We start from the raw sequence: 21,853 nt of genomic DNA, 5'->3' as shown, positions 1-21,853 counted from the left end.
GGCATGATCCGCGTTTTCGTCTTCTTCGCCGCCCTGTTCGCCGCCGCGCTCGGGTTCGCCTGGCTCGCCGATCTGCCGGGCATGGTTGCCGTCACCTGGAATGGCTACATCTGGGAACAGCCGCCCGCCACCGTGGCGCTGGTCGTCATTGTGGGCCTTGCGCTGTTCCTCGGTGCCGTCTGGCTCGTGCTCACCGTGCTGCGCTCGCCGAAGATCGCCAGCCGCTTCTTCCGCCGCCGCCGCCGCGACAGGGGTTATCAGGCCCTGTCCTCCGGCCTGCTGGCGCTGGGCACGGGCAACGCAAAGCTTGCCCGCAAGCATGGCCTTGAGGCCGGCAAGCTGCTGCCCGGCGAGCCGGCCGCCCAGCTGCTGATCGCGCAGGCCGCGCAGATGTCCGGGGACCGGGACGAGGCACGCCGCCGCTTCGAGACCATGCTGGAAGACCCGCGCACCCGCGTTCTCGGCCTGCATGGCCTCTTCATCGAGGCTGAGCGCGAAGGGGCTCCTGCCGCTGCCCGCCACTATGCCGAGGAGGCGCTGCGGGCGCAGCCCGGCCTGGACTGGGCCGGCAAGGCCGTGCTGGGCTATCAGGCGGTTGCTTCTGATTGGGAAGCCGCCATCGCCACGCTGGAAAAGAACTACACCGCCCGCCTCATCGACAAGCCGGCCTACCGCCGTCAGCGCGCCGTGCTGCTGACGGCAAGGGCGCTGGAACTGGAGGACAGCGATCCCGATCAGGCCATGCAACTCGCCCGCGAGGCCCATGGGCTGGCCGGAGATCTGGTGCCAGCTGCGGCCGTCACCGCCCGTCTTGCCACCCGCAAGGGCGATGTGCGCAAGGCGGCCAAGGTGCTGGAAGCCACCTGGCGCCTGTCGCCGCATCCCGATCTGGCCGAGGCCTATGCCCATGCTCGCATTGGTGATGCTGCTGCCGACCGGCTGAAGCGGGTGAAGACGCTGGCAGCCCTGCGCCCCAACACGGCGGAAGGCGCGCTCGCCATTGCCCGTGTGGCGCTGGATGCCCGCGAATTCGCCGAGGCCCGCACCCAGCTGAAAAAGGTGCTGCGCTCCGAGCCCACCCGCAACGCTTTCCTGCTGATGGCGGATCTGGAAGAAGCCGAAAGCGGCGACAAGGGCCGCATGCGCGAGTGGCTCGCCCGCGCCGTGCGCGCGCCGCTCGACAAGGCATGGATTGCCGATGGCATGGTGTCCTCCGTCTGGTCACCGGTTTCGCCGGTCACGGGGCGTCTTGACGCCTTCGTCTGGGAGACGCCGCCTGCGCCGTCCGGTGCGCTGGCGCTGGACCTGCCCGATGAGGCCCTGTTCGACCGCCCCGGCCTTGCCGCGCCGCAGGAGGCAGCCGCAGAGGCTGCCAAAGAGGCGGCCCGCCCGGCTGGCCCCTTCGATATGCCCGTGCGTTCGCCCAAGCCGGAGGCCGGCGGAGAGCCGGTTATGGACCTGACGCCGGAACCTGCTGCAACGCCTGCCGCAACACCTGCCACAACACCGGCGGAAGCGCCCGGCGAAAAGCCTGCCGTCAAGCCGGGCGGGGCTGCTGCGGCAACCGTCAACGGCGCTGCTGTCCCCCAGCCGGGCAAGCCTGCCGCCGCCCCGGCTTCTGCTGCAGCCGTGGCGCCGGTTGATGTGATCAACCCGGCGGCAAGCCAGCCGGTGGATGCACCGGCGCCGGACAATGCGGGCAGCCCCGTCCGCCACGCCGCCGCCTATCCCTTCCCCCGGCTGCCGGATGATCCGGGCCCGGACGCCGCCGACGACGTGCCTCTGCCCAAGCCGAAGTTCGTAAACTGAGGCGGGGGGCGGTCCTTGAGGCAGCAGCGCCGCCCCGGACAGCCGGAAGACGCGCAACGCCTCCCCACGCACCGTCCCGGCCTCTCTGTTGACCTCTGCGCTGACCTCCGTGCCGGGACCTGTGAGGGACGCTCTGCTGCGCCGTTGCATGGCTGCTGCCCGGCCCGCGCTGCGTTTGCCGGGGCAGTGCCAGAGGCGCTGCCGTGCTCCCCGCATTTCCGGCAGCAACCCGCCGGGTCTTCTGGATGCTTATCCTGCCACAGGCCGTCAAACGCCGCCCGCAGCCGTGCGGATGCTGAAGCATCCACAGGCGGGAAGGGCGGTGACAATCTTGCAAGAAACCCTCTTGCATCCCCGCCCCGCCTCCGCTATCAAGCGCGCACCACCGCACCAAGCGGTGCCGGTCTCCGCGCCTCGCGCCGGACACCATCCGCAAGAGCTTCAAGGCTCCCGCCGGATAAGCCGCTTTAGCTCAGTTGGTAGAGCACATCATTCGTAATGATGGGGTCGCAGGTTCGAGTCCTGCAAGCGGCACCAGCTACCCGCGGAATTTATAGCCGGTTCAAATTAGCCTCACTCGCGCCGGACAGCTGAGTCTAGTCAGCAAACAGCGGCAAAGTTCTCTGGCCGAACAAGCCAAAAGTACTGGCATCCTTGTTGAAACGTAGGGGGTCTTTACAAATGAGCCCCAATACGTGTGAAAACATGGGATCTTTTGCAAATACAACTTCCCCTGATTTTCCGGTTTGGACGTACAATCCGAATCTTTCCAAGCTTTCGAATCCGGCAGCGAAATTCTCATACGTAAAATGCTCGTCTTCGTATTTTTGAATGTAATCAACGATGCCGTCGACGTTGTGCACGCCATTTGCACCCATCTGGAATATAGCCTTCAGGACAAGCCTAAATTCGACCCCATTTCGAAGCTCCTTTTCAACTTTTCTAACATCTCTGTTGCATCTGCTGAGGTTTTCTCGACTCATGTTGGAGCACTCGCTTAGAATTAGCGCGCTGGAAATATTTACAGGCCCTTCTAGTTTATTCTCTTCACCGAGAACTTTATTGCATATCCGAAGCGCAATTTCATTTATGTACTTTGGCATTCCATCGGCAGCCTCGAATATGGCTAACTCAATTTGGTCCGCCTCGACCTTTGTAATCAGCTTGGCGCTAAGTTTCTCTCGAGGCGTGTGAAAACCTAATCTTGCGAATCCATCATTTATATAGTGCCAAACATCCCTTGGACTTCCAAAAGAGGCTACAGTTAGCTCGGCCAGCCTTCCGTCTAAACTTTCGTCAGATAAATACAGCCTAGAAAACGTCCGTCCCGTGCCAATAATAATGCACTTTGGAGACTGGCTAAATGTCAAATTTTTACATAAATCCGCCACTTTATGAACTAGATCATCGCTGGCCTTCTCAAAATCATCAATGAGAAGGCAAATATCATTCTGCTTAAGCAACTCGGAGATATCCAGTATCTTCCATTTTTTGGCATGCTCGCGAAGTTCCGGAAGACTCATTTTATCTGAATCAACTTGAAGCTTAATCCTTTTCAACAAAGTCCACGGTAACATAATATCTGTGGCTGTTATTGCTTCGCCCGCATTTACTGAAAGAGAAACCTTCGGGTTTTTCATGTCGTGAGCAACTTTGAAGCTCGAGTTTATTTTATAAACCTCTACAGCAAAAGCTTCGCAGAATTCACTCCAATCCATGTCTCGCGTCACAGGAATCCAAACAAATAGCTGTTTATTTCTATTCAATACCGTTAGGGCCAATGAAGTTTTTCCACTTCCAGTTGGCCCGTCGATGCAAACATTTTGCGATTTGGCGGCTAATATCTGAGATAGTTTGCGCTCTATTTCATCTCGCTTGCGCCAAAGGACCAATTTATCGGCCCCATTACGCGGGCGGCTACTGAAGGTGATTTCAATTTGAGCGTTAAGCTTGGTATCAGACAAAATGAATCCCCCAAAATCACCAATAATGCCAACCAATAAAATAGCTATCGTCTGAGTTGCTTCGCGACAACACTCCAACCTGTTCAGTGGAATTAACCGATACAATTTGCTGTGGAAAATCTATTGCAGATAGCACTTTCGCCGGCCACCGTTTCCCATTATGGTTCGCCCCAAGATCGATCAAAGCGGATTGGGCCTGGGGCATCGAACCCTCTGTCGTGAGCGTCGGCGACAGCTATGACAATGCGCTGGCTGAGACGATCAACGGTCTTTTCAAAGCCGAGGTCATCCACCCCGTGGCGTAGCGTCGAGGCGGTGGAATACGCAACCCTCGAATGGGTGGACTGGTTCAACAACCGCCGCCTCCTCGAGCCCATCGGGAACATCCCGCCCGCAGAAGCCGAAGCCAACTTCTACGCAGCTCTGGAAGCCGAGCCCATGGCCGCGTAACTAACGAAAATCAGCCTCCGGCAAACCCGGCGCGGTTCAGTATGAGTGTGCTGCCCGGTCACGGAGTGGATGCCATGGTCGAGCCATGGCAAGACGGAAACAACAGGGTTTCGTGAAGGAAGGGATCACCGATGCGGGAGAAGGCGGAGCTGAGGCTTTCTCTTGCTCCGGGCCGGGATATCTGATTGACCTTTGGGGGAAGCGTCATCCCCTATCCCGCCAAACACCACCGCCCATTTGCGCCGCAATCTTGACCTTGCTGCCTTGACAAGGCCATGGTTAACGCCTGTGTGCGGGGTGTGATTCGGCAGGGCTTTCAGGACTGCCGGGCGGAGGGGTGTTTGGGCGAGACGGGAACCATTGAGCTTGCGCGGCGTGCGGGGGCCATGGGGCTGGCGGTTCTGGGGCTCGCCGGGGGGCTGACCGTGTTCAGTGCCTTCACGGTGCTTGTCTGCCTTGGCGGGGCAGTCGGGCTCTACACGTCGCTGCCGCGCCGCAAGCCGCCCACGGGGGCGGTGCAGCCGCGCTGGCGCCCTTCGATCTTCACCTCTGATCTCATTGGATTTTCCGTCGGAGTTCCTCTGTTCACGGCGGCTTTTGCCGGTGCGGGGCTGATGCCCGGCAGCGCCGGGCTGTGGTTTCTGCTGCTGCTTCTTCCCGCCGGTCTGTCGATCCCGGTCTTCATGATTGCTGTGCGGCAGGAAACTTCCTGGATCCGCTTCTTCGGCAATGGCTTCGAGGTGACGGAACTCGGCCGTGTCATTCGGGTGCGTTACACGGATCTTGCCCGTGTCGAGCTGAAGCTGCGCAACGTGCGCGGTACGCTGGACTGGGCGGCGGCCATGCTGGGGGCCGAAAAGGCCGTGGTGCTGCTGGGCGGCTCCGGCGCATCCACGGCGCTGACCTTCCGCCGCAAGGATGGGTCCACCTTCATCATCTCCACCGAGGCAATCCCGGATCTGGAGCGCATTTTCATCGACATGGACCGTGCCGGCATTGACCTGCCTGCAGGCCTGTCCGAGCGCGGCAAGCGGCGCATCCGGCGGGTGCGCGAAAAGCTGTATGGCAAGGTTGCCCCGAAGGAAAGCTTCATGCCGCTGCCGCCGGAGATGCCGCGCACCGTGCGCGAGGGGCTGGAGCTTCTGGCCCGTCAGCGTTCTGGTCAACGTTCCGGGCAGCACGCCTTGCAGCAGGCCGGTGCTTCCGGGACGCAGGGGCAGACCCGTTCGCGGGCGGGCTTTTGAAGAGGGCGGCGGTTTCCTTGCGCCAGCGGAGAACCGCATTCTCCGGGAACCGCCCGCCGTGGCATGGCATTGCTATTCCTGTGAAACAGTTGTCCGGCGGTTGCTTCATCGCAAGCGCTGCCGGTGCTAGGCTCCGCCGTCGAACCTGCGGCTCTGAAAGGCGCGTTGTCCGAACATGACACTTGACCAGTTTATCGTCTTCGCCCTTCTTGGCCTCGTTTTCTTCAGTTTTTTCAAGGAAATATATCCGCCGGAGGTGACCGCCCTGGCAGGCACGGCCGTGCTTCTGGCGGTTGGCATCATCGACACCAAGGAGTTTCTGTCGGTCTTCAGTTCCGGCGCACCGATCACCATCGCCATGATGTTCATCCTCAGTGCAGCTCTGGAGCGAACCGGCGTTCTGCAGGTGATGGGCGACTGGCTCGGCGCATCGGCCAAGGGCTCCTATCTCAGGGCCGTCTTCATCATGATGGTGATGGCCATCATCGCCTCGGCCTTCATGAACAACACGCCGGTGGTCATTCTGCTGGCGCCGGTGATGATCGCGGTTTCGGCGCAGCTGGGCTCTGCCCCGTCGAAGTTTCTCATTCCGCTGTCCTATGCGGCCATTCTCGGCGGCACGCTGACACTGGTGGGCACGTCGACCAACATTCTGATGAGCGGCATCACGACAAAGGCCGGGCTGCCGGCCATTGGCATGTTCGAGATGACGGGTATCGGCCTTGTCTTCGCCGCTGTCGGCCTTCTCTACATGCTCTTTGCCGTGCGCTATCTCCTGCCCGAGCGCCAGTCCATGGCTGGCGTCCTGGGGCAGGGCGGCTCGCGCCGCTTCATGGCGCGGCTGCTGGTGCCGGCGGGCTCACGCTATGTGGGCAAGACACTGAGTGAACTGCCTTTCACCAACAGCCAGAGCCGGGTGGTAGACGTTCTGCGCGGCGAACAGTCGCTGCGCAACAGGCTGGACGGCATCACCCTGCAGGCCGGTGACCGCATCGTGGTGAAGACCGGCACGGGCGAGATTCTGGCGCTGAAGGAAGACGGGCAGATCGAATTCCGCGATGTGTCCGACCAGGGCTTCGAGCCGGTCGCCGCCGATCAGAGCATCACGCTGGAGGCCAGTGTCGGCCCCAATTCACGCCTGATCGGGCGGCTGCTCAATTCGCTGGACCTGCGCCGCACCTATGGCGTCTATGTGATGGCCGTGCACCGGCAGGACCGCAATATCTCCAAGGAGATCAACACGCTCCGCCTGCATTTCGCCGATACTCTGCTGCTGGAAGGCCCGGCCGAAGGCCTGCAGCGGCTGGCCCAGAGCGAAGGGCTGATCAATCTCTCTGCCCCGCAGGAAAGCCCGATCCGGCGTCAGAAGGCCCCCATCGCCATTGCGTCCATTCTGGGTGTCATGGTTCTGGCCGCGCTCAATGTGATGCCCATCGAGGGGCTGGCGCTGATCGGGGCGGTCCTCGTGATGATGACACGCTGCATCGAGCCGCAGGATGCCTTCGATTCCATCGACTGGAACATCCTTTTTCTCATCTACGGCATGCTCGGCTTCAGTATCGGCATGGAAAAGACCGGCGCAGTGCAGCTGGTGGTGGATGGGGTGATGCATGTGCTGGGCCATGCCAATCCGATCGTCATTCTGGCCATGGTCTATGTGCTGACTTCGGCGCTGACGGAGATGGTCAGCAACAATGCGGTGGCGGTGCTGGTCGGGCCACTGGCCATTTCGCTGGCGCAACAGCTGGGGCTTGATCCCCGGCCCTTCATCATGGCCGTGATGTTCGCCGCCAGCGCCAGCTTCGCAACCCCCATCGGCTATCAGACGAACACCTTCGTCTACAGCGCCGGCGGCTACAAGTTCCGCGACTTCATCACCGTGGGGCTGCCGCTGAACATCATCTTTGTCTTTGTGGCCATGGTGGCCATCCCGCTGTTCTTCCCGTTCTGACGTGAAGAGCAGCGGGAAGGTCAGGCCCACGCCGGTTTGCGCTTTTCGAAGAAGGCGGAGATGCCCTCGTGGGCTTCGGGGTCTTCCCAGCAGTCGGCCAGCTGGCGGATCGTGTCTTCGATCACCGCACCGGTGATGGGCGTGCCGAGCGAGCGGGCGAGGCGTTTGGCGCGGGCAACGGCGCCGGGTGCTGCGGAGAGATAGGGCTTCACCTCGCGCTCGATGGCGGTGTCCAGATCCTCCGGCGCAACGGCCCGGCCGGCGAGATCCAGCGCCACGGCCTCCTGCGCATCGAACAGCCGGGCGGACATGAACACGCGGCGCGCCTTGCCCTCGCCCATGCGGGCCAGCACATAGGGGCTGATGGTGGCCGGGATCAGGCCGAGGCGGGTCTCGGTCAGGCCGAATTTCGCGCCTTCCACTGCAATGGCCACGTCGCAGACGCTCATCATGCCGATGCCGCCGCCGAAGGCCTGGCCCTGCACACGGCCAATGAGGGGCTTGGGCAACTCGTTCAGCGCCTTCAGCATCAGCGCCAGCTTGCGTGCCTCGGCCATGCGGGTGGCGCGGTCAGCGGTAAACTGCTCGCGCATCCAGTCGAGATCACCGCCCGCGCAAAAGCTGGCGCCCTTGCCGGTGAGGATCACCACGCGCACGGCGCTGTCTGCGGCAAGCTGCGCGGCAGCTTCCGTGAGTTCGGCAATCATCTGCGCCGACAGGGCGTTGTGCTTGTCCGGACGGGCGAGCGTCAGCGTGGCAACGCCGCGGGCGTCCGTATCGAGGCGGATGGTCTCGTAATTGCCGCTCATTCTATGCGTCCTTTCTGAGCGTGCGGGCAAAGGCGGCGGCTTCAGCCAACCTGTCCTTGTCCAGTCCGGTCTCGAAGCCCTTGTCTGCCAGCAGAGCAGCAACTGCTTCCGTCGCCACATTGCCCTTCGCGCCGGGGGCATAGGGGCAGCCGCCGAGCCCGCCAACGGCGGCATCGAACACGCGCAGGCCTTTCTCAAGGCTCACCTCGATATTGGCGAGGGCCAGCCCCTTGGTGTCGTGGTAATGCCCGGCGAGCTTCTGCGCGGGCACCTGTTCCAGCACCGCATCCAGCATCCGGCCGATGGTCTCCGGTGTGCCTGCGCCGATGGTGTCGCCGAAGGAAATCTCGTAGCAGCCCATGGCCAGCAGCTTGGCGGCGACATCGGCCACGTTTTCCGGCGGGGTGGGGCCGTCATAGGGGCAGTCTGTGACGCAGGAGATGTAGCCGCGCACCGGGATGCCGTCTTCCAGCGCCTTGTCCACCAGCGGGCGGAAGCGTTCGAGGCTTTCGGCTATGGAGCAGTTGATGTTCTTGCGCGAAAAGCCCTCCGAGGCCGAGCCGAACACGGCCACCTCATCCGCCCCGGCCGCGCGGGCGGCCTCGTAGCCCTTCACGTTGGGGGTGAGGGCCGTATAGGCGGTCTGCGGCCGCCGGTGGATGCCCGCCAGCACATCGGCGGCATCGGCCATTTGTGGCACCCATTTGGGGCTGACGAAGCTGGTGACCTCGATCTTGGCAAAGCCGCAGGCGCTCAGCATGTCGACAAGGCGGATCTTGTCTGCGGTGGCAATCAGCGTCTTCTCATTCTGCAGCCCGTCGCGCGGGCCCATTTCGAACAGGGTGACGAAACCGCTCATGGGTTTTCTCCGGAGGTTTCCCCGCTTGCGCGCTGGCGCAGCTCCCGGCGGATCACCTTGCCGGTGGTTGTCATGGGCAGGGCGTCCACAAACTCCACTTCACGGGGGTATTCGTGGGCGGCAAGGCGGGTCTTGACGAATTGGGCAATGTCACCGGCGAGGCTGTCCGAAGGCTCCACCCCGGCCTTCAGCACGACGTAAGCCTTGACGATTTCCGTGCGCTGGGCGTCCGGCTTGCCGACAACGCCGGCCATGGCAACGGCGGGGTGGCGCAGCAGGCAGTCCTCGATCTCGCCCGGCCCGATGCGGTAGCCGGAGGAGGTGATCACGTCGTCATCGCGGCCGACGAAGCGCAGCCAGCCCTCCGCATCGCGCACGCCCGTGTCGCCGGTCAGCATCCAGCCGTTGAGGAACTTGGCGCGGGTGGCGGCCTCGTTGTTCCAGTAGCCGAGGAACATCACCGGGTCAGGTCCGCGCACGGCGATCAGCCCTTGCTCGCCATCGGCGGCAAGTTCGCCTTTCTCCGTCACCACGTCCACATCATGGCCGGGTACGGCGCGGCCCATGATGCCGGGGCGCGCCTCCATGACGGCGGCGCAGCTCGACACGATCATGTTGCACTCGGTCTGGCCGTAGAACTCGTTGATGGTGAGGCCAAAGACCTTGCGGCCCCAGGCGATCAGCTTGGCCCCCAGCGTCTCCCCGCCCGAGGCGACGGAGCGCAGAGCCAGTTTGTAGCGGGTCTGCGGGCTTTCCACCTGCCGCATCATCTTCAGCGCGGTTGGGGGCAGGAAGGCGTTGCGGATGTTCTGTTTTTCCATCAGCTCGAAGGCCGCTTCCCCGGTGAACTTGCGGAAGCGGCAGGCGACCACAGGGATGCCGTGATAGAGCGCGGGCATCAGCACATCGAGCAGGCCGCCGATCCAGGCCCAGTCCGCCGGGGTCCAGAACCGGTCACCGGGGCGGGGCAGGAAATCGTGGCTCATTTCCACGCCGGGCAGATGGCCCAGCAGCACCCGGTGCCCATGCAGCGCGCCCTTGGGCTGGCCGGTTGTGCCGGAGGTGTAGATGATGATGGCCGGATCTTCGGCGGCGGTGTCCACCGGGGTGAAAGCCGTCTCGTGGCCGGTCAGGGAGTGTGCGAGATCTTCCGCACCGTGGTGGGCGCCGTCGATGCAGAACACGGTGGTGAGGGCGGGAAGCCTGTCCCGCAGGTGCTCCAGCTTCGCCGCGCCGCCTGCATCGGTGACGAGGATCTTCACCCCCGCATTGCCCAGCCGGTATTCCAGCGCCTCTTCGCCGAAGAGGGTGAAGAGTGGAATGGTGACCGCCCCGCATTTCAGCGCGGCGATATGGGCAGCGGCGGTCTCCACGCTCTGCGGCAGCAGCACGCCCACCCGGTCACCGCGCTCAAGGCCCCGGGCGCGGAACAGGTTGGCCATGCGGTTGGACAGGGCTTTCAGCTCACCATAGCTGACACGGGTGGCGGTACCGTCCTCGGCCACATAGGTGATGGCCTCGCGGTCCGGTTCTGCGTCCGCCCAGCGGTCGCAGATGGCGGTGCCGATGTTGAAGCGCTCGGGGATCTGCCAGCGGAAGGCCGCTCGCATCGCCTCATAGCTGTCAGCTTCAGGCAGCATCGGCGCTCTCCTGTGCAAGGGCCAGCAGCAGCGTGCCGTCGGTCACCTGTTCGCCTTCGCTTACGAAGACATCGCCGATCACCCCGTCACGCGGGGCGGTGAGCGTGTGCTCCATCTTCATGGCTTCCAGGATCAGCAGCGGTTCGCCGCGTGTCACGGCCTGCCCCTTGGTGGCGGTCAGCACCTTCACCAATCCCGGCATCGGGGCAATCAGCCGGTCACCGGCAGCATCGCCCTCGTCTTCGCCGGACAGCATGTCGGCTCGGGTGAATTCGAAGGCTTCGCCGCCGTGGAAGACGGAGATGGCCGCGCCCATATCGGCAATGCGCGCCTTGTCCCGGTGGCCGCCCATGCCGAAACGGATGGTGCCATCTTCCACATGGGTGATCTCGATCTCCAGAACGCTTCCCGCCACATGGGCGGCAAAGCGGCTGCGGCCAAGGCTGTGCACCTCGACTTCAAGCCGCGTGCCCTTGTGGTCGAGCACGGCAAACTGGCGCGCTGCGCTCCAGGCCCGCCAGCCGCTCAGCCGCTCCCACGGGTCCTGCCCGGTGGCAGGGCGCGTCAGGCCAAGGCTGGTGAGGGCGGCAAGCGCCAGAACGACGGGAGGCGTGCCGGGCCTTGCGGTCAGCGCCTCCTGATCGCGGCCAATGAGGCCGGTGTCCACGTCTCCGGCGGCAAAGCCTTCGTGGCGGCACAGGGCGGCGAGGAAGGCGGCATTGGTGACGGAGCCCGCCACTTCCGTTGCCTCAAGCGCTGCCAGCAGCCGCGCCAGCGCCGTCTTGCGGTCCGGGCCGTGGACGATGATCTTGGCGATCATCGGATCATACCATGGGGTGATCGTGTCGCCCTGCCGCACGCCGGAATCAACGCGGGCCATCTCTTCCGGCAGGCGCAGATGGGTCAGCGTGCCGGTTGCCGGCAGGAAGCCGCGTTCCGCATCCTCCGCATAAAGCCGCGCCTCGAAGGCCCAGCCGTGGATGGTCAGCTGGTCCTGCGTCAGGGGCAGGGGCTCGCCATTGGCCACCTTCAGCTGCCATTCCACCAGATCCTGCCCGGTAATCAGTTCCGTCACCGGATGCTCCACCTGCAGGCGGGTGTTCATCTCCATGAAGTAGAACCGGTCCTGCGACAGGCCTTCCGACACATCGACGATGAACTCGATCGTGCCCGCCCCGCAATAGCCGATGGCCTGCGCGGCCTTGACGGCGGCAGCGCCCATGGCGGCGCGCATTTCCTGCGGCATGCCGGGGGCAGGGGCTTCCTCGATCACCTTCTGGTGGCGGCGCTGCAGCGAGCAGTCGCGCTCGAACAGATGCACCACATTGCCCTGGCTGTCGCCGAAGACCTGAATTTCGATGTGGCGGGGCCTGGTCAGATATTTCTCGATCAGCACGCGCGGATCGCCGAAGCTCGCCGCGCCTTCGCGCTGCGCGCCCTCCAGAGCGGCGCGGAAATCCTCGCGCCGGTCCACCCGGCGCATACCCTTGCCGCCGCCGCCTGCGCGCGCCTTGATCAGTACGGGATAGCCGATTTCATCGGCGCGCTCCTGAAGGAAATCCGCATCCTGATTGTCGCCGTGATAGCCCGGCACCACCGGCACCCCGGCCCGTTCCATCAGCGCCTTTGCGGCATCCTTCAGCCCCATGGCGCGGATGGCGCTGGCGCTGGGACCGATGAAGGCAATGCCGGCCGCTTCCAGCGCTTCGACGAAATCCGGGTTCTCCGACAGGAAGCCATAGCCCGGATGCACCGCTTCTGCGCCCGACTGGCGGCAGATCTCGATGATGCGTTCCGCCTTGAGATAGCTTTCAGCCACCGGTGCCGGCCCCAGCCGCCAGGCCTCGTCCGCCATGGCCACATGCTGCGCGCCCGCATCCGCATCCGAATAGACCGCGACAGTGCGGACACCAAGCCTGCGCGCCGTCTTGATCACCCGGCAGGCAATTTCACCACGGTTGGCGATGAGGATTTTTCTGAACATCACTGTGCCTCCCCGGCGAGATCTTCAACGACACGGAACCGCTCGCAGACGAGTTCCATCTCCGGCGAAAAGCCGCCGTTGCGCTCGAAATAGGCCCCATGATCCCGCTGCCAGCCGGCCAGATCATCATTTTCCCCCTCGCTGAGGGCGAATTCGGCCTCAACATCGCAGAAGCGCCGGATCGTGACGGAGCTGGTTTCGATGACGAGGGCAGGCGTGCCGTCCCAGTTGAGGACAATGTCGCGGCGTCCGGCCACCGGCAAAGCCTCTCCGCCTTCTGTGAAGTCCCGCAGCGCGCCGCAGGTTCCTGTTTTGCGGCCGCTGCGCACGAGGGCAATCAGCTCTGCCGAAAGTCGCTCACTGTCGCCGAACTTGAATGTCACGGCGCCGGGATACTTGGCTTGCAGATCATCCAGTGTCTGGGTCATGGCATCACATCCGGAACAGGCCGAAGCGGGTGTCTTCGATCGGGGCGTTGAGGGCGGCGGAGAGGGAGAGGGCGAGGATCTCGCGGGTCTTGCGCGGATCGATGATGCCGTCGTCCCACAGCCGTGCCGAGGCATAGAGCGGGTGGCCCTGCGCCTCGAACTGGTCGATGACCGGCTGCTTGAAGGCCTTTTCCTCGTCCGCCGACCAGCTGCCGCCCTTGCGCTCGATGCCATCGCGCCGGACGGTGGCCAGCACGCCTGCGGCCTGCTCGCCGCCCATCACCGAAATGCGGGAGTTGGGCCAGGTCCACAGGAAGCGGGGCGAATAGGCGCGTCCGCACATGCCGTAATTGCCCGCCCCGAAGGAGCCGCCGACCAGCATGGTGATCTTCGGCACGGAGGTGGTGGCCACAGCCGTCACCAGTTTGGCGCCATCCTTGGCGATGCCGCCGCTTTCATACTTCCGGCCAACCATGAAGCCGGTGATGTTCTGCAGGAACACGAGCGGGATCTTGCGCTGGGAGCAAAGCTCGACGAAATGCGCGCCCTTGACCGCGCTTTCGGAGAAGAGCACGCCATTGTTGGCGATGATGCCAACGGGCATGCCGTAGATATGGGCAAAGCCGCAGACCAGCGTCGTGCCGTAGCGGGCCTTGAATTCATCGAAGCGCGAGCCGTCGGTGATGCGGGCGATCACCTCGCGGATGTCATAGGGCGTCTTCAGATCCGCCGGAACCACGCCGAAGATTTCCTCCGGATCATAAAGCGGATCTTCCGGGCTCTGCAGGTCGAGGTGCACCCGTTTGGTGCGGTTGAGATTGGCCACCGCCCGGCGGGCCAGGGCCAGCGCATGGGCGTCGTCCCGGGCGAGGTGATCGGCCACACCGGAGAGGCGCGTGTGCACGTCGCCCCCGCCAAGGTCTTCCGCGCTCACCTCCTCACCCGTCGCCGCCTTCACCAGCGGGGGGCCTGCGAGGAAGATGGTGCCCTGATTGCGCACGATGATGGTTTCATCGCTCATGGCCGGGACATAGGCCCCGCCAGCGGTGCAGGAGCCCATCACCACGGCGATCTGCGCAATGCCGCGTGCGGACATGTTGGCCTGATTGAAGAAGATGCGGCCGAAATGGTCGCGGTCGGGGAACACTTCGTCCTGGTTCGGCAGGTTGGCGCCGCCCGAATCCACCAGATAGACGCACGGCAGGTTGTTCTCGGCGGCAATCTCCTGCGCCCTCAGGTGCTTCTTCACCGTCATGGGATAGTAGGTGCCGCCCTTCACCGTCGCGTCATTGGCGACGATCATCACTTCCCGGCCCTCGACACGGCCAATGCCGGCGATGACGCCGGCCGAAGGGGAGGCGTTGTCATAGAGCCCATGGGCGGCGAAAAGGCCGACTTCCAGAAAGGGCGAGCCGGGATCGAGCAGGCGCGAGACGCGTTCACGCGGCAGGATCTTGCCACGGGAGGCATGGCGGGCGCGGGCTTCAGCTCCGCCGCCTTCAAAGGCCGCTTCCGCTGCCCGGCGCACCTCTTCAAGGGCCGCTTCATGCGCCTTGCGGTTCTTCTCGAAAACCTCGCCGCGCGTGGCCGCGTTCGATTTCAGGATGCCCATTGTCTCCCGGCTCCTCTCCCTCCGGTGACGCTTGCGGTCACCATGTCCAGATAAATGGTTTCGATGTCAGCCTTGGAGAGCCTGCCGCCCTCCCGGTACCAGGTGCCAAGGCCGGTCAGCATGGCGATGATGGCGCGGGTGGCCACCTGCGGCTCGCTGACGGCAAAGCTGCCCGCCTGCGCACCGCGCTTCAGAATGTCCGTCAGGATTGCCTCATAGCGCTGGCGCAGATGCTCGACGGCCTGAAAATTCTGCGGCTCCAGATTGCGCAGCTCCATGTAGGAGACAAACACCGCATCGGTGCGCGCCAGATGATAGCGGATGTGAAACCGGGTGAAGCGCTCCAGCGCCGCGTCCGGGCCTTCGCCGGGGTCTGCGGCGGCGCAGGTCGCGCCCCAGGCATCCAGCAGCGCCTGCATGTGGCTGACCATCAGGTCGCGCAGGATGTCCTGCTTGGTGGGGAAATGATTGTAGAGCGCACCGGGCTGGACGCCGACGGCAGCCGCGATCTGGCGCATGGAAACGGCGGCATAGCCCTCGCGCGCAAACAGCCGCAGCGCAGCCTCGCGCACGCGCTCTGCCGTTTCCTCGCCCCTGGCTCCCACCGTGCGTGCCATGCCTGTTTCCTCCTGTCTTTCAAAATAAATGAACGATCATTCATTTGCAAGTGCAGCTGATGGAGGGCACGACCATGGCGTCTGCAGGAAATGATGGGGGCGTGAAACTTGGTATAAGGCAGGGTTTTCCGTAGTTTTCCGCAGGTGTTGCAATTTTTTCGCGCGCGCTTAATGCATTGAAGTTCAATTAAAAATCCGGACACGCAACCGCGTGTATAATCTCAGGTTGCTGCGGGAAGACTTGTTTTGGTCCGGTTGCCCTTGTCTGTTTTGCCGATTGCCGCTAGGCCGTGGCCGTTTTCACAAGCCATGCGTGCAGACTTGCCGCGATAACGGAGGCAAACCTTGAAGAAGATACTGACTGCGCTTGTTGTAGGCCTGACCCTTGCCGGCTGCGCATCTTCCGGCAATCAGAGCCTCAGGAACGAGACGGAGGCGAGCGTCTCCGCCAAGCTCACCGAAGGCAAGACGACGCGCAGCGAGGTGCAGCAGATGTTCGGCTCGCCCTATCAGACGAGCTTTACCTCCGAGGGCGAAGAGATCTGGACCTACCAGCTCGACAACCTGCAGGCTGATGCGGTGAACTTCATCCCCGTGGTCGGTGCGCTCGGCACGTCCCACTCGGGCAAGCGCAAGCAGCTTGTCGTCCTGTTCAACAGCAAGAACATCGTCCGCCGCTATTCGATGACCGATTCCGACGTCTCGGTGAAGACGGGCGTCTTCCGGTAAGACTATGCCCTGAAGTCAAAAGTCACGGCAGGAGTGAACTGAACCCATGAATTTGGATGGTTCATAGACTGGGCCGATTTAAGGACTGGGTCCTGTACTGCAAAGGGCTCAGTCCTTCGAGTTTCGTCTTGCCATGGCCCGGCCAGGGCATCCATTCCGTGACCGTGCAGCCGCTCTGAATGCTCGCGTCCTTTCACTGCTCCGGTGTCTGGAGATGCAAGGGTATGGATGCCATGGTCAAGTCATGGCATGACGGAAGAGGGCATATGAAACCCAAAGGGCGCGCCCATCCGGCACGCCCTCAGACTGCTGACAAACCTCCGGCCTCTCCATCGTCATCCTCGGCCTTGTGCCGAGGATCTATACAAATCAATGGCTTGTAGATGACCGGGACAAGCCCGGCCATGACGAAAGAGGAGAACACTTGCTTTGTCATCGGCCTCAGGGCGCCCCCATCCGGCGCGCCCTTCTTTTCATTCCACCAGCTGTTCAGCCATCACGCCGATAGTCTGGACATAGACCTCGGCCTTGTTCCATTCCCGCAGAACCTCGTGGTTCGGCGTGCCGGGGGCCCAGCTTTCGCCGGCGCGCCAGCCCTTCTGCTTCAGGTAGTTGGCGGTGGAGGCCAGCACGTCCGGGATGGAGCGGATCAGGTCGCGCTTGCCGTCCCGGTCATAGTCGACGGCGTAGTTGAGATAGGAGCTGGCGAGGAACTGGGTCTGGCCGAGTTCTCCCGCCCAGGCGCCGCGCATGTCCTCGCGCACCTTGTCGCCGTTTTCGATGATCTTGAGGGCCGAGACCAGCTCGCGGGTGAAGAATTCCGAACGGCGGCAGTCATAGGATAGGGTCGCCAGCGAGCGCACCACATCCATCTTGCCCGAGTTGGCACCATAGCCCGTTTCGAGGCCCCAGATGGCGATGATGATCTGCGGCGGCACGCCGAAGTCCTGCTGGATGCGCTCGAACAGCCCGGCATATTGGGCATGCAGCTGCCGGCCCCGCTTGATCAGCGCCTTGTTGACGCGGCGCTGGTAGAATTCCTCGAAGCTGAGCTTGAAGGACCGCTGCCCCCGGTCGAGCTTGATCACCTGCGGATCATAGGTCACGCCCTCAAGGGCATTTGCCACCGTGTAGGCCTTCAGCCCATGACGGGCCGGGGCTTCCTGCTTGAAGGCTGCAATCCAGGCATTGAAACCGGAGGCATCATTGCCGCAGGCGGCCGCCCGGGCGGGCGTCGCCGTCAGGGCGGGGGCGAAGGATGCAGTCAGGGAAAGGGCAAGAGCGCAAAGCAGCTTGCGCATGGCGGGCACTCCCGGATGACCCGGCGGCACAGAAGCCGGGCATGTGTGATGGGTAAAACCGAAGGGTGGATGATTCGTGATGACTCCTGCCCTTCGAGTTAGCTGGCTTGCCTTCGTTTCCCCCGGTTCGTCAAGGGAAAGCGGGCGTTAAATGCCGTTTCAGCCGGCGGTCCCACGCGGTTGTGACCGGACGTGAACCTTCAGAGGCTTCAGGCGGCAGGATGTGATAGCGCAAGCCAATCGGCCGGAATGTGATGCAGACCACGGTTTTGGTCCGGCAACAGGCGCATGCCATCTCCATGGGGGCGGGCTGCAGGGCCGTGAAGGCGCTGGAGCGGCTTTGGATCAAGGAACAGACCCATGCGAGGCATTTCCTTCTGGTTCTTCATTTCCGCCATGTTCTATGGCGTGGGCAGCATCATCTTCGGCATTCAGATGTCCGCAGGTCAGGGGGCAGGCTTTGCCACCGCCAATGTGCAGCTGACCCTGCTCGGCTTTCTGACGATGACGCTCTTCGGGCTCTACTACAACGCCGTGCCGCAGGCGGCCCATTCCCGGCTGGCGCGGCTGCATTTTGTCGCAGCAACCATCGGCATGTGGCTGATGATCCCCGGCGTTGCGATTGCCATCGAGGATGGCAATCTCTTGCTGGCGATGACAGGCTCGGCCGTCATGGCCCTCTCCATGGTGCCTTTTGTCATGATTCTGCGCCGCCTGCGCCGGATTGCGGCTCATGCGGCCGGTTGAGGCGCTGCGCCGTCAGCCTCAAGCAAGGCAGAAATCTTAACTCAAGGCCGGGGTCCGGCTGTCCCCGGCCTTCCGCATCGGCGCTCCGGAGCAGAGAGTCAGGCAGGCAGAATGTCTCCCCCGCTGCCAATGATTTGACCTTGCAGCCTATTTGGGCTTTTCATCGCAGCGCAGGCTGTGTAGCCATGAAGGCCGTTGACCGTGGAGCGTGACAGATGTCCCTGGATGCCGAAGCCATAACCGACCGCCGGAGGCTCCGCCGCAAGCTCGTGTTCTGGCGCGTTGCAGCCTTTCTCATCCTGGCGGCCGCCCTCATCTCAGGCCTCATTGCTCTTGGCGGCGGTTTCAATGCGGAGCGCAGCAAGCCGCACATTGCGCGCATTCCCATCGAAGGCGTGATCATGGAGGACCGCGACCAGCTCAAGCTGATCCGGGAAATCGGCGAGAACAAGAGAGTCGCCGGTGTGATCATTTCCATCAATTCGCCCGGCGGCAGCACCACGGGCGGCGAGGCGCTTTATCAGGCGCTCCATGAGCTGTCCAAGAAGAAGCCGGTGGTCGCGGAAATCCGCACGGTTGGCGCCTCGGCCGGATACATGGTGGCTCTGGCCAGCGATCACATCGTCGCGCGGCACAATTCCATTACCGGTTCCATCGGCGTGCTGTTCCAGTTCGGCAATGCAGAGAAACTGCTGGATATGGTCGGGGTGAAGATGGATGCGGTGAAAAGCGCGCCGATGAAGGCCGAGCCCGATTTCTATTCCGATCCCTCGCCCGAAACCCGTGACATGCTGGCGCTTCTGGTGGGCGACAGCTACGACTGGTTCGTCAAGCTGGTGGCTGAGCGGCGCAAGCTGAGCCCGGAGGCGGCCCGTGCCGTGGCCGATGGCAGCATCGTCACCGGCTTCCGGGCGCAGGAGCGCAAGCTGGTGGATGCGATCGGCGGCGAGGCGGCAGCCATCGCCTGGCTGGAGAAGGAAAAGGGTGTCGCCAGGGATCTTCCGGTCGTCACCTGGAAGGTGCCCGATGAGCGCAGCCGCCTGCCGTTTGCGGCACGGATGTCGCAAGGTATCGGTGAAGGGGCCGCCAAGGCGCTGATTGAGGGCGTTTCAGAGGCTAAGGGATTGATTTCTCCAAGCCTTACGCTTGACGGGCTCGTGTCTGTTTGGCAGGCTCCCGGGGGTATGCCGGGTGGTCAGGAACAAGGGAGCGGGGAATGATCAAGTCCGAGCTTGTGCAGCGCATCGCGGAACAGAACCCGCATCTCTATCAGCGCGACGTCGAGAACATCGTCAACGCGATCCTTGACGAGATCACCGAGGCGCTGATGCGCGGTGACCGTGTGGAATTGCGCGGCTTTGGCGCCTTTTCCGTCAAGAACCGCCCGGCCCGTGTCGGCCGCAATCCGCGCACGGGGCAGAAGGTCGAGGTGGACGAGAAATACGTTCCCTTCTTCAAGACGGGCAAGGAAATGCGTGAGCGCCTGAATGATGGCGTCGATCACGGCGAAGATAGCGACGACGAAGACTGACCGCCGCGCAGCCAAGGCAGTTCCAGCAAAGGCGGAGACCGGTTTTGTGTCCGCACTTGCGTGAAGACAAAGACCCAAGAGCATTGCAGGCGGAGCCGTTTGCGCCGGACATGCTCTAGAAAAAGGCAGGGCCCGTGACCCGGTTTCTCAAGAACCTGATCCTTGTTGCCATCGCCCTTGTGGTGGTGCCGCTGTCTGTGGCCAACCGGCACGGGGTCGATCTTTCGCTGAACCCCTTTGATCCGCAGGATCCGCGCCTGACGCTGACCGGCGTGCCGCTGTTCTGGGTGATTTTTGCCGCCATTCTGGTGGGCATCGTCATCGGCGGGCTTGGGGCCTGGGCAAAGCAGGGCCGCTGGCGCCGCGAGGCGCGCGTCAAGCGCTCCGAGGCCGACAAGTGGCACAAGGAAGCCGACAAGCTGCGGGCCGAGGCCGAGCAGTCCTCGCCGTCCCGCGCCCTTCCCGGTCCGGGCAGCCGCGCTGCCTGAGACCGGCGCAAAAATCAGGATTTCGGTGCGGAATAGCCCGGCAGCGTCCAACCCCTGAGAATGGCGCCGCCCCGGATGATGAAGGCTGCGAGCGCGCCGATGATGGCCGCGGGCCAGAGCGAGAAGCCGACCAGCGTCAGCACCACGAAGACGGCCGCGCCGGTAAAGGCGGCGGTGACATAGATCTCCGGCTTGGCAATGGCGGTCGGGTCGCCGGCGACAACGTCACGCAGGATGCCGCCGAACGTGGCGGTGGAGGCCCCCAGCAGGATGGCGACGAGCGGCATGTGATCGACCGCCATGGATTTGGCCGCCCCCATCACGCAATAGGCGGCAAGGCCGATGGCATCGGCCCAGCGCAGCGGCTTGCCCCAGCTTTCGACGATATGCGCGCCGAACCACATCAGCACGCTGACGCCAAAGCAGACCAGCAGGTAGCCTTCCGATTTGGTCCAGAACACGGGCACGCCGAGGATCAGGTCACGCAAGGTGCCGCCGCCGACACCGGTCATGGTGGCGAAGAACAGGAAGGCGATGAAATCCATGCCCTTGCGCGAGGCGACGATGGCGCCGGTCACGGCAAAGACGGCAACGCCCACATAATCGAGCACCATCAGCACGTTGAGCAGCGTTTCGGGGGCCTTGTCGAACATCATGAGCCGGTCACCTTCTTCTTGCCGGGGCGAAAAGCCGCCAGCAATCGAAGCTTCTCTAGTCCAGATCGGTGCTTGCGTGCAATCGCGCTGCTACAGCTCGCTCATGGCTTCGGCGGCCTTCACGGCGGCGGAGGCGCGGTTCTCGACGCCGAGCTTCACGTAGATCTGTTCCAGATGCTTGTTCACCGTGCGCGGTGACAGGCCGAGGATTTCGCCGATGTCCTTGTTGGCCTTGCCGCGGGCGATCCACAGCAGCACCTCCGCCTCGCGGGCGGTGAGGCCGAAGCGGGTGCGCAGGCCATCCGTCTGGCCTGCCTCGTCGCCGCCCGTCAGGCGGAAGAGATATTCATCCGGGCCGACGGCGCCCAGATAGGTGAAATCAAGCTTCTGCCCCGGCGCCCCCATGAAGGAGGTGGAGCGGCTGCCGCCCATCTGGCCTGCCATCTGACTGGGGCTGCCAAGCCAGGCGCCCAGATGCTGGCTGATGAGGGGGAGCACATCGCTGCCCACACGGCCGGCGAAATGGCTCAGCGCGGTGCGGGCCTGCGGGGTGGCCCATTTCACGCTGCCGGTTGAGGTGACCGCCATCAGGTGCCGCCCGGCGGCATCCAGCGCGATGCGGGCGCTTTGCACCTGCCGGGCATTGGCCAGATGCACGCGGATACGGGCCTGCAGCTCATCGAGATTGATTGGCTTTGTGAGAAAATCCACGCCGCCGCTTTCCAGCGCATGCACCACATGCTCGGTTTCGCTGAGGCCGGTCATGAAGATCACCGGCACATGCGCCAGCTCCGGCATGGCCTTCAGCTGCCGGCAGGTTTCGAAGCCGTCCGGTTGCGGCATCACCGCGTCCATCAGCACCATGTCGGGTGTGATGCGCCCGGCAATGGTGAGCGCTGCCGTGCCGGAGGTGGCGACCAGAACAGTCACGCCCGAGGCCTCCAGCGCCTTCGTCAGGAAGCCGAGGGTTTCGGGGGAATCATCCACCACAAGAACGATGTCGCGCTGGGCAGGGGCTTCAGTCATACGGCCTC

The 21,853-nt window shown here is 63.4% G+C and carries 19 protein-coding genes, 1 tRNA gene and 1 pseudogene; 10 read left to right on the top strand and 11 right to left on the bottom strand.

The annotated features are described in order from the left end of the window. Positions 1 to 3 precede the first annotated feature (3 nt). Complete coding sequence (locus AC0CMF_RS19975) at positions 4 to 1,809, top strand: heme biosynthesis HemY N-terminal domain-containing protein (protein ID WP_472482439.1); 1,806 nt, start codon at positions 4 to 6, stop codon at positions 1,807 to 1,809. A 461-nt stretch (positions 1,810 to 2,270) separates the two neighbouring features. Continuing rightward, positions 2,271 to 2,346 (top strand) — tRNA-Thr (locus AC0CMF_RS19970). A 59-nt stretch (positions 2,347 to 2,405) separates the two neighbouring features. On the opposite strand, the gene AC0CMF_RS19965 is transcribed toward AC0CMF_RS19970, so the two are convergent. Then, positions 2,406 to 3,773 carry a hypothetical protein gene (locus AC0CMF_RS19965; RefSeq protein ID WP_163001463.1) on the bottom strand — a complete coding sequence of 456 codons (1,368 nt, stop codon included), beginning with the start codon at positions 3,771 to 3,773 and terminating at the stop codon, positions 2,406 to 2,408. 200 nt (positions 3,774 to 3,973) lie between these two features. On the opposite strand from AC0CMF_RS19965, the pseudogene AC0CMF_RS19960 reads away from it, so the two are divergent. From AC0CMF_RS19960 to AC0CMF_RS19950, 3 genes and pseudogenes are all read left to right on the top strand, one after another. Then, positions 3,974 to 4,223, top strand: a pseudogene (locus AC0CMF_RS19960) (integrase core domain-containing protein); the annotation flags it as partial. A 341-nt stretch (positions 4,224 to 4,564) separates the two neighbouring features. Next, on the top strand, positions 4,565 to 5,467 hold the full coding sequence (locus AC0CMF_RS19955; protein ID WP_472482438.1) for a hypothetical protein: 903 nt from the start codon (positions 4,565 to 4,567) through the stop codon (positions 5,465 to 5,467). Between the two features lie 175 nt (positions 5,468 to 5,642). Beyond that, positions 5,643 to 7,418 (top strand): SLC13 family permease, encoded by a 1,776-nt coding sequence (locus tag AC0CMF_RS19950; protein ID WP_058898603.1) that lies wholly within the window; start codon positions 5,643 to 5,645, stop codon positions 7,416 to 7,418. Positions 7,419 to 7,438: 20 nt separating this feature from the next. Here AC0CMF_RS19950 and AC0CMF_RS19945 read toward each other — a convergent pair whose 3' ends face one another. Genes AC0CMF_RS19945 through AC0CMF_RS19915 form a run of 7 tightly spaced genes read right to left on the bottom strand, consistent with a single transcriptional unit; the run spans position 7,439 to position 15,367 of the window. Further along, positions 7,439 to 8,227: a crotonase/enoyl-CoA hydratase family protein gene (locus tag AC0CMF_RS19945; protein ID WP_374629143.1), complete on the bottom strand. Its 789-nt coding sequence runs from the start codon at positions 8,225 to 8,227 to the stop codon at positions 7,439 to 7,441. 1 nt (position 8,228) lies between these two features. Continuing rightward, positions 8,229 to 9,086, bottom strand: a complete 858-nt coding sequence (locus AC0CMF_RS19940; protein ID WP_374629144.1) for a hydroxymethylglutaryl-CoA lyase — start codon at positions 9,084 to 9,086, stop codon at positions 8,229 to 8,231. After that, positions 9,083 to 10,726 carry an acyl-CoA synthetase gene (locus AC0CMF_RS19935; RefSeq protein ID WP_472482437.1) on the bottom strand — a complete coding sequence of 548 codons (1,644 nt, stop codon included), beginning with the start codon at positions 10,724 to 10,726 and terminating at the stop codon, positions 9,083 to 9,085. The genes AC0CMF_RS19940 and AC0CMF_RS19935 overlap by 4 nt, the downstream gene beginning before the upstream one ends. Next, positions 10,716 to 12,710: an acetyl/propionyl/methylcrotonyl-CoA carboxylase subunit alpha gene (locus AC0CMF_RS19930; RefSeq protein ID WP_472482436.1), complete on the bottom strand. Its 1,995-nt coding sequence runs from the start codon at positions 12,708 to 12,710 to the stop codon at positions 10,716 to 10,718. The genes AC0CMF_RS19935 and AC0CMF_RS19930 overlap by 11 nt, the downstream gene beginning before the upstream one ends. Then, complete coding sequence (locus AC0CMF_RS19925; protein WP_058898608.1) at positions 12,710 to 13,138, bottom strand: ASCH domain-containing protein; 429 nt, start codon at positions 13,136 to 13,138, stop codon at positions 12,710 to 12,712. Before AC0CMF_RS19925 ends, AC0CMF_RS19930 begins: the two co-directional genes overlap by 1 nt. 4 nt (positions 13,139 to 13,142) lie before the next feature. Continuing rightward, a complete protein-coding gene (locus AC0CMF_RS19920) occupies positions 13,143 to 14,750 on the bottom strand; it encodes a carboxyl transferase domain-containing protein (RefSeq protein WP_058898609.1) in 1,608 nt (535 codons plus the stop codon). Then, complete coding sequence (locus AC0CMF_RS19915) at positions 14,738 to 15,367, bottom strand: TetR/AcrR family transcriptional regulator (RefSeq protein ID WP_472482435.1); 630 nt, start codon at positions 15,365 to 15,367, stop codon at positions 14,738 to 14,740. The genes AC0CMF_RS19920 and AC0CMF_RS19915 overlap by 13 nt, the downstream gene beginning before the upstream one ends. Positions 15,368 to 15,712: 345 nt before the next feature. On the opposite strand from AC0CMF_RS19915, the gene AC0CMF_RS19910 reads away from it, so the two are divergent. Then, the gene (locus tag AC0CMF_RS19910) at positions 15,713 to 16,096 is read left to right on the top strand and encodes a hypothetical protein (RefSeq protein ID WP_050473961.1); all 384 of its coding nucleotides are present in this window, start codon (positions 15,713 to 15,715) and stop codon (positions 16,094 to 16,096) included. A gap of 473 nt (positions 16,097 to 16,569) precedes the next feature. On the opposite strand, the gene AC0CMF_RS19905 is transcribed toward AC0CMF_RS19910, so the two are convergent. Continuing rightward, positions 16,570 to 17,397 carry a lytic murein transglycosylase gene (locus AC0CMF_RS19905; protein WP_374629145.1) on the bottom strand — a complete coding sequence of 276 codons (828 nt, stop codon included), beginning with the start codon at positions 17,395 to 17,397 and terminating at the stop codon, positions 16,570 to 16,572. 360 nt (positions 17,398 to 17,757) lie between these two features. On the opposite strand from AC0CMF_RS19905, the gene AC0CMF_RS19900 reads away from it, so the two are divergent. From AC0CMF_RS19900 to AC0CMF_RS19885, 4 genes are all read left to right on the top strand, one after another. Continuing rightward, the gene (locus AC0CMF_RS19900; protein WP_050473963.1) at positions 17,758 to 18,144 is read left to right on the top strand and encodes a hypothetical protein; all 387 of its coding nucleotides are present in this window, start codon (positions 17,758 to 17,760) and stop codon (positions 18,142 to 18,144) included. Positions 18,145 to 18,359: 215 nt separating this feature from the next. Beyond that, positions 18,360 to 19,364: a signal peptide peptidase SppA gene (sppA, locus tag AC0CMF_RS19895; RefSeq protein ID WP_186392437.1), complete on the top strand. Its 1,005-nt coding sequence runs from the start codon at positions 18,360 to 18,362 to the stop codon at positions 19,362 to 19,364. Then, complete coding sequence (locus AC0CMF_RS19890) at positions 19,361 to 19,675, top strand: integration host factor subunit beta (RefSeq protein ID WP_050473965.1); 315 nt, start codon at positions 19,361 to 19,363, stop codon at positions 19,673 to 19,675. The genes sppA and AC0CMF_RS19890 overlap by 4 nt, the downstream gene beginning before the upstream one ends. A gap of 134 nt (positions 19,676 to 19,809) precedes the next feature. After that, positions 19,810 to 20,163: a LapA family protein gene (locus AC0CMF_RS19885; RefSeq protein ID WP_050473966.1), complete on the top strand. Its 354-nt coding sequence runs from the start codon at positions 19,810 to 19,812 to the stop codon at positions 20,161 to 20,163. 14 nt (positions 20,164 to 20,177) lie between these two features. Here the strand turns inward: AC0CMF_RS19885 and AC0CMF_RS19880 are convergent, their stop codons facing one another. Together AC0CMF_RS19880 and AC0CMF_RS19875 are read right to left on the bottom strand one after the other, a co-directional pair. After that, positions 20,178 to 20,819 (bottom strand): trimeric intracellular cation channel family protein, encoded by a 642-nt coding sequence (locus tag AC0CMF_RS19880; RefSeq protein ID WP_082206048.1) that lies wholly within the window; start codon positions 20,817 to 20,819, stop codon positions 20,178 to 20,180. Positions 20,820 to 20,909: 90 nt separating this feature from the next. Then, a complete protein-coding gene (locus AC0CMF_RS19875) occupies positions 20,910 to 21,845 on the bottom strand; it encodes a response regulator (protein ID WP_050473967.1) in 936 nt (311 codons plus the stop codon). Between the last annotated feature and the right edge of the window lie 8 nt (positions 21,846 to 21,853).

The sequence above is a fragment of the Pannonibacter sp. CBAS1226 genome (assembly GCF_055685825.1).
This window is presented reverse-complemented; position numbering and strand designations above follow the sequence as displayed.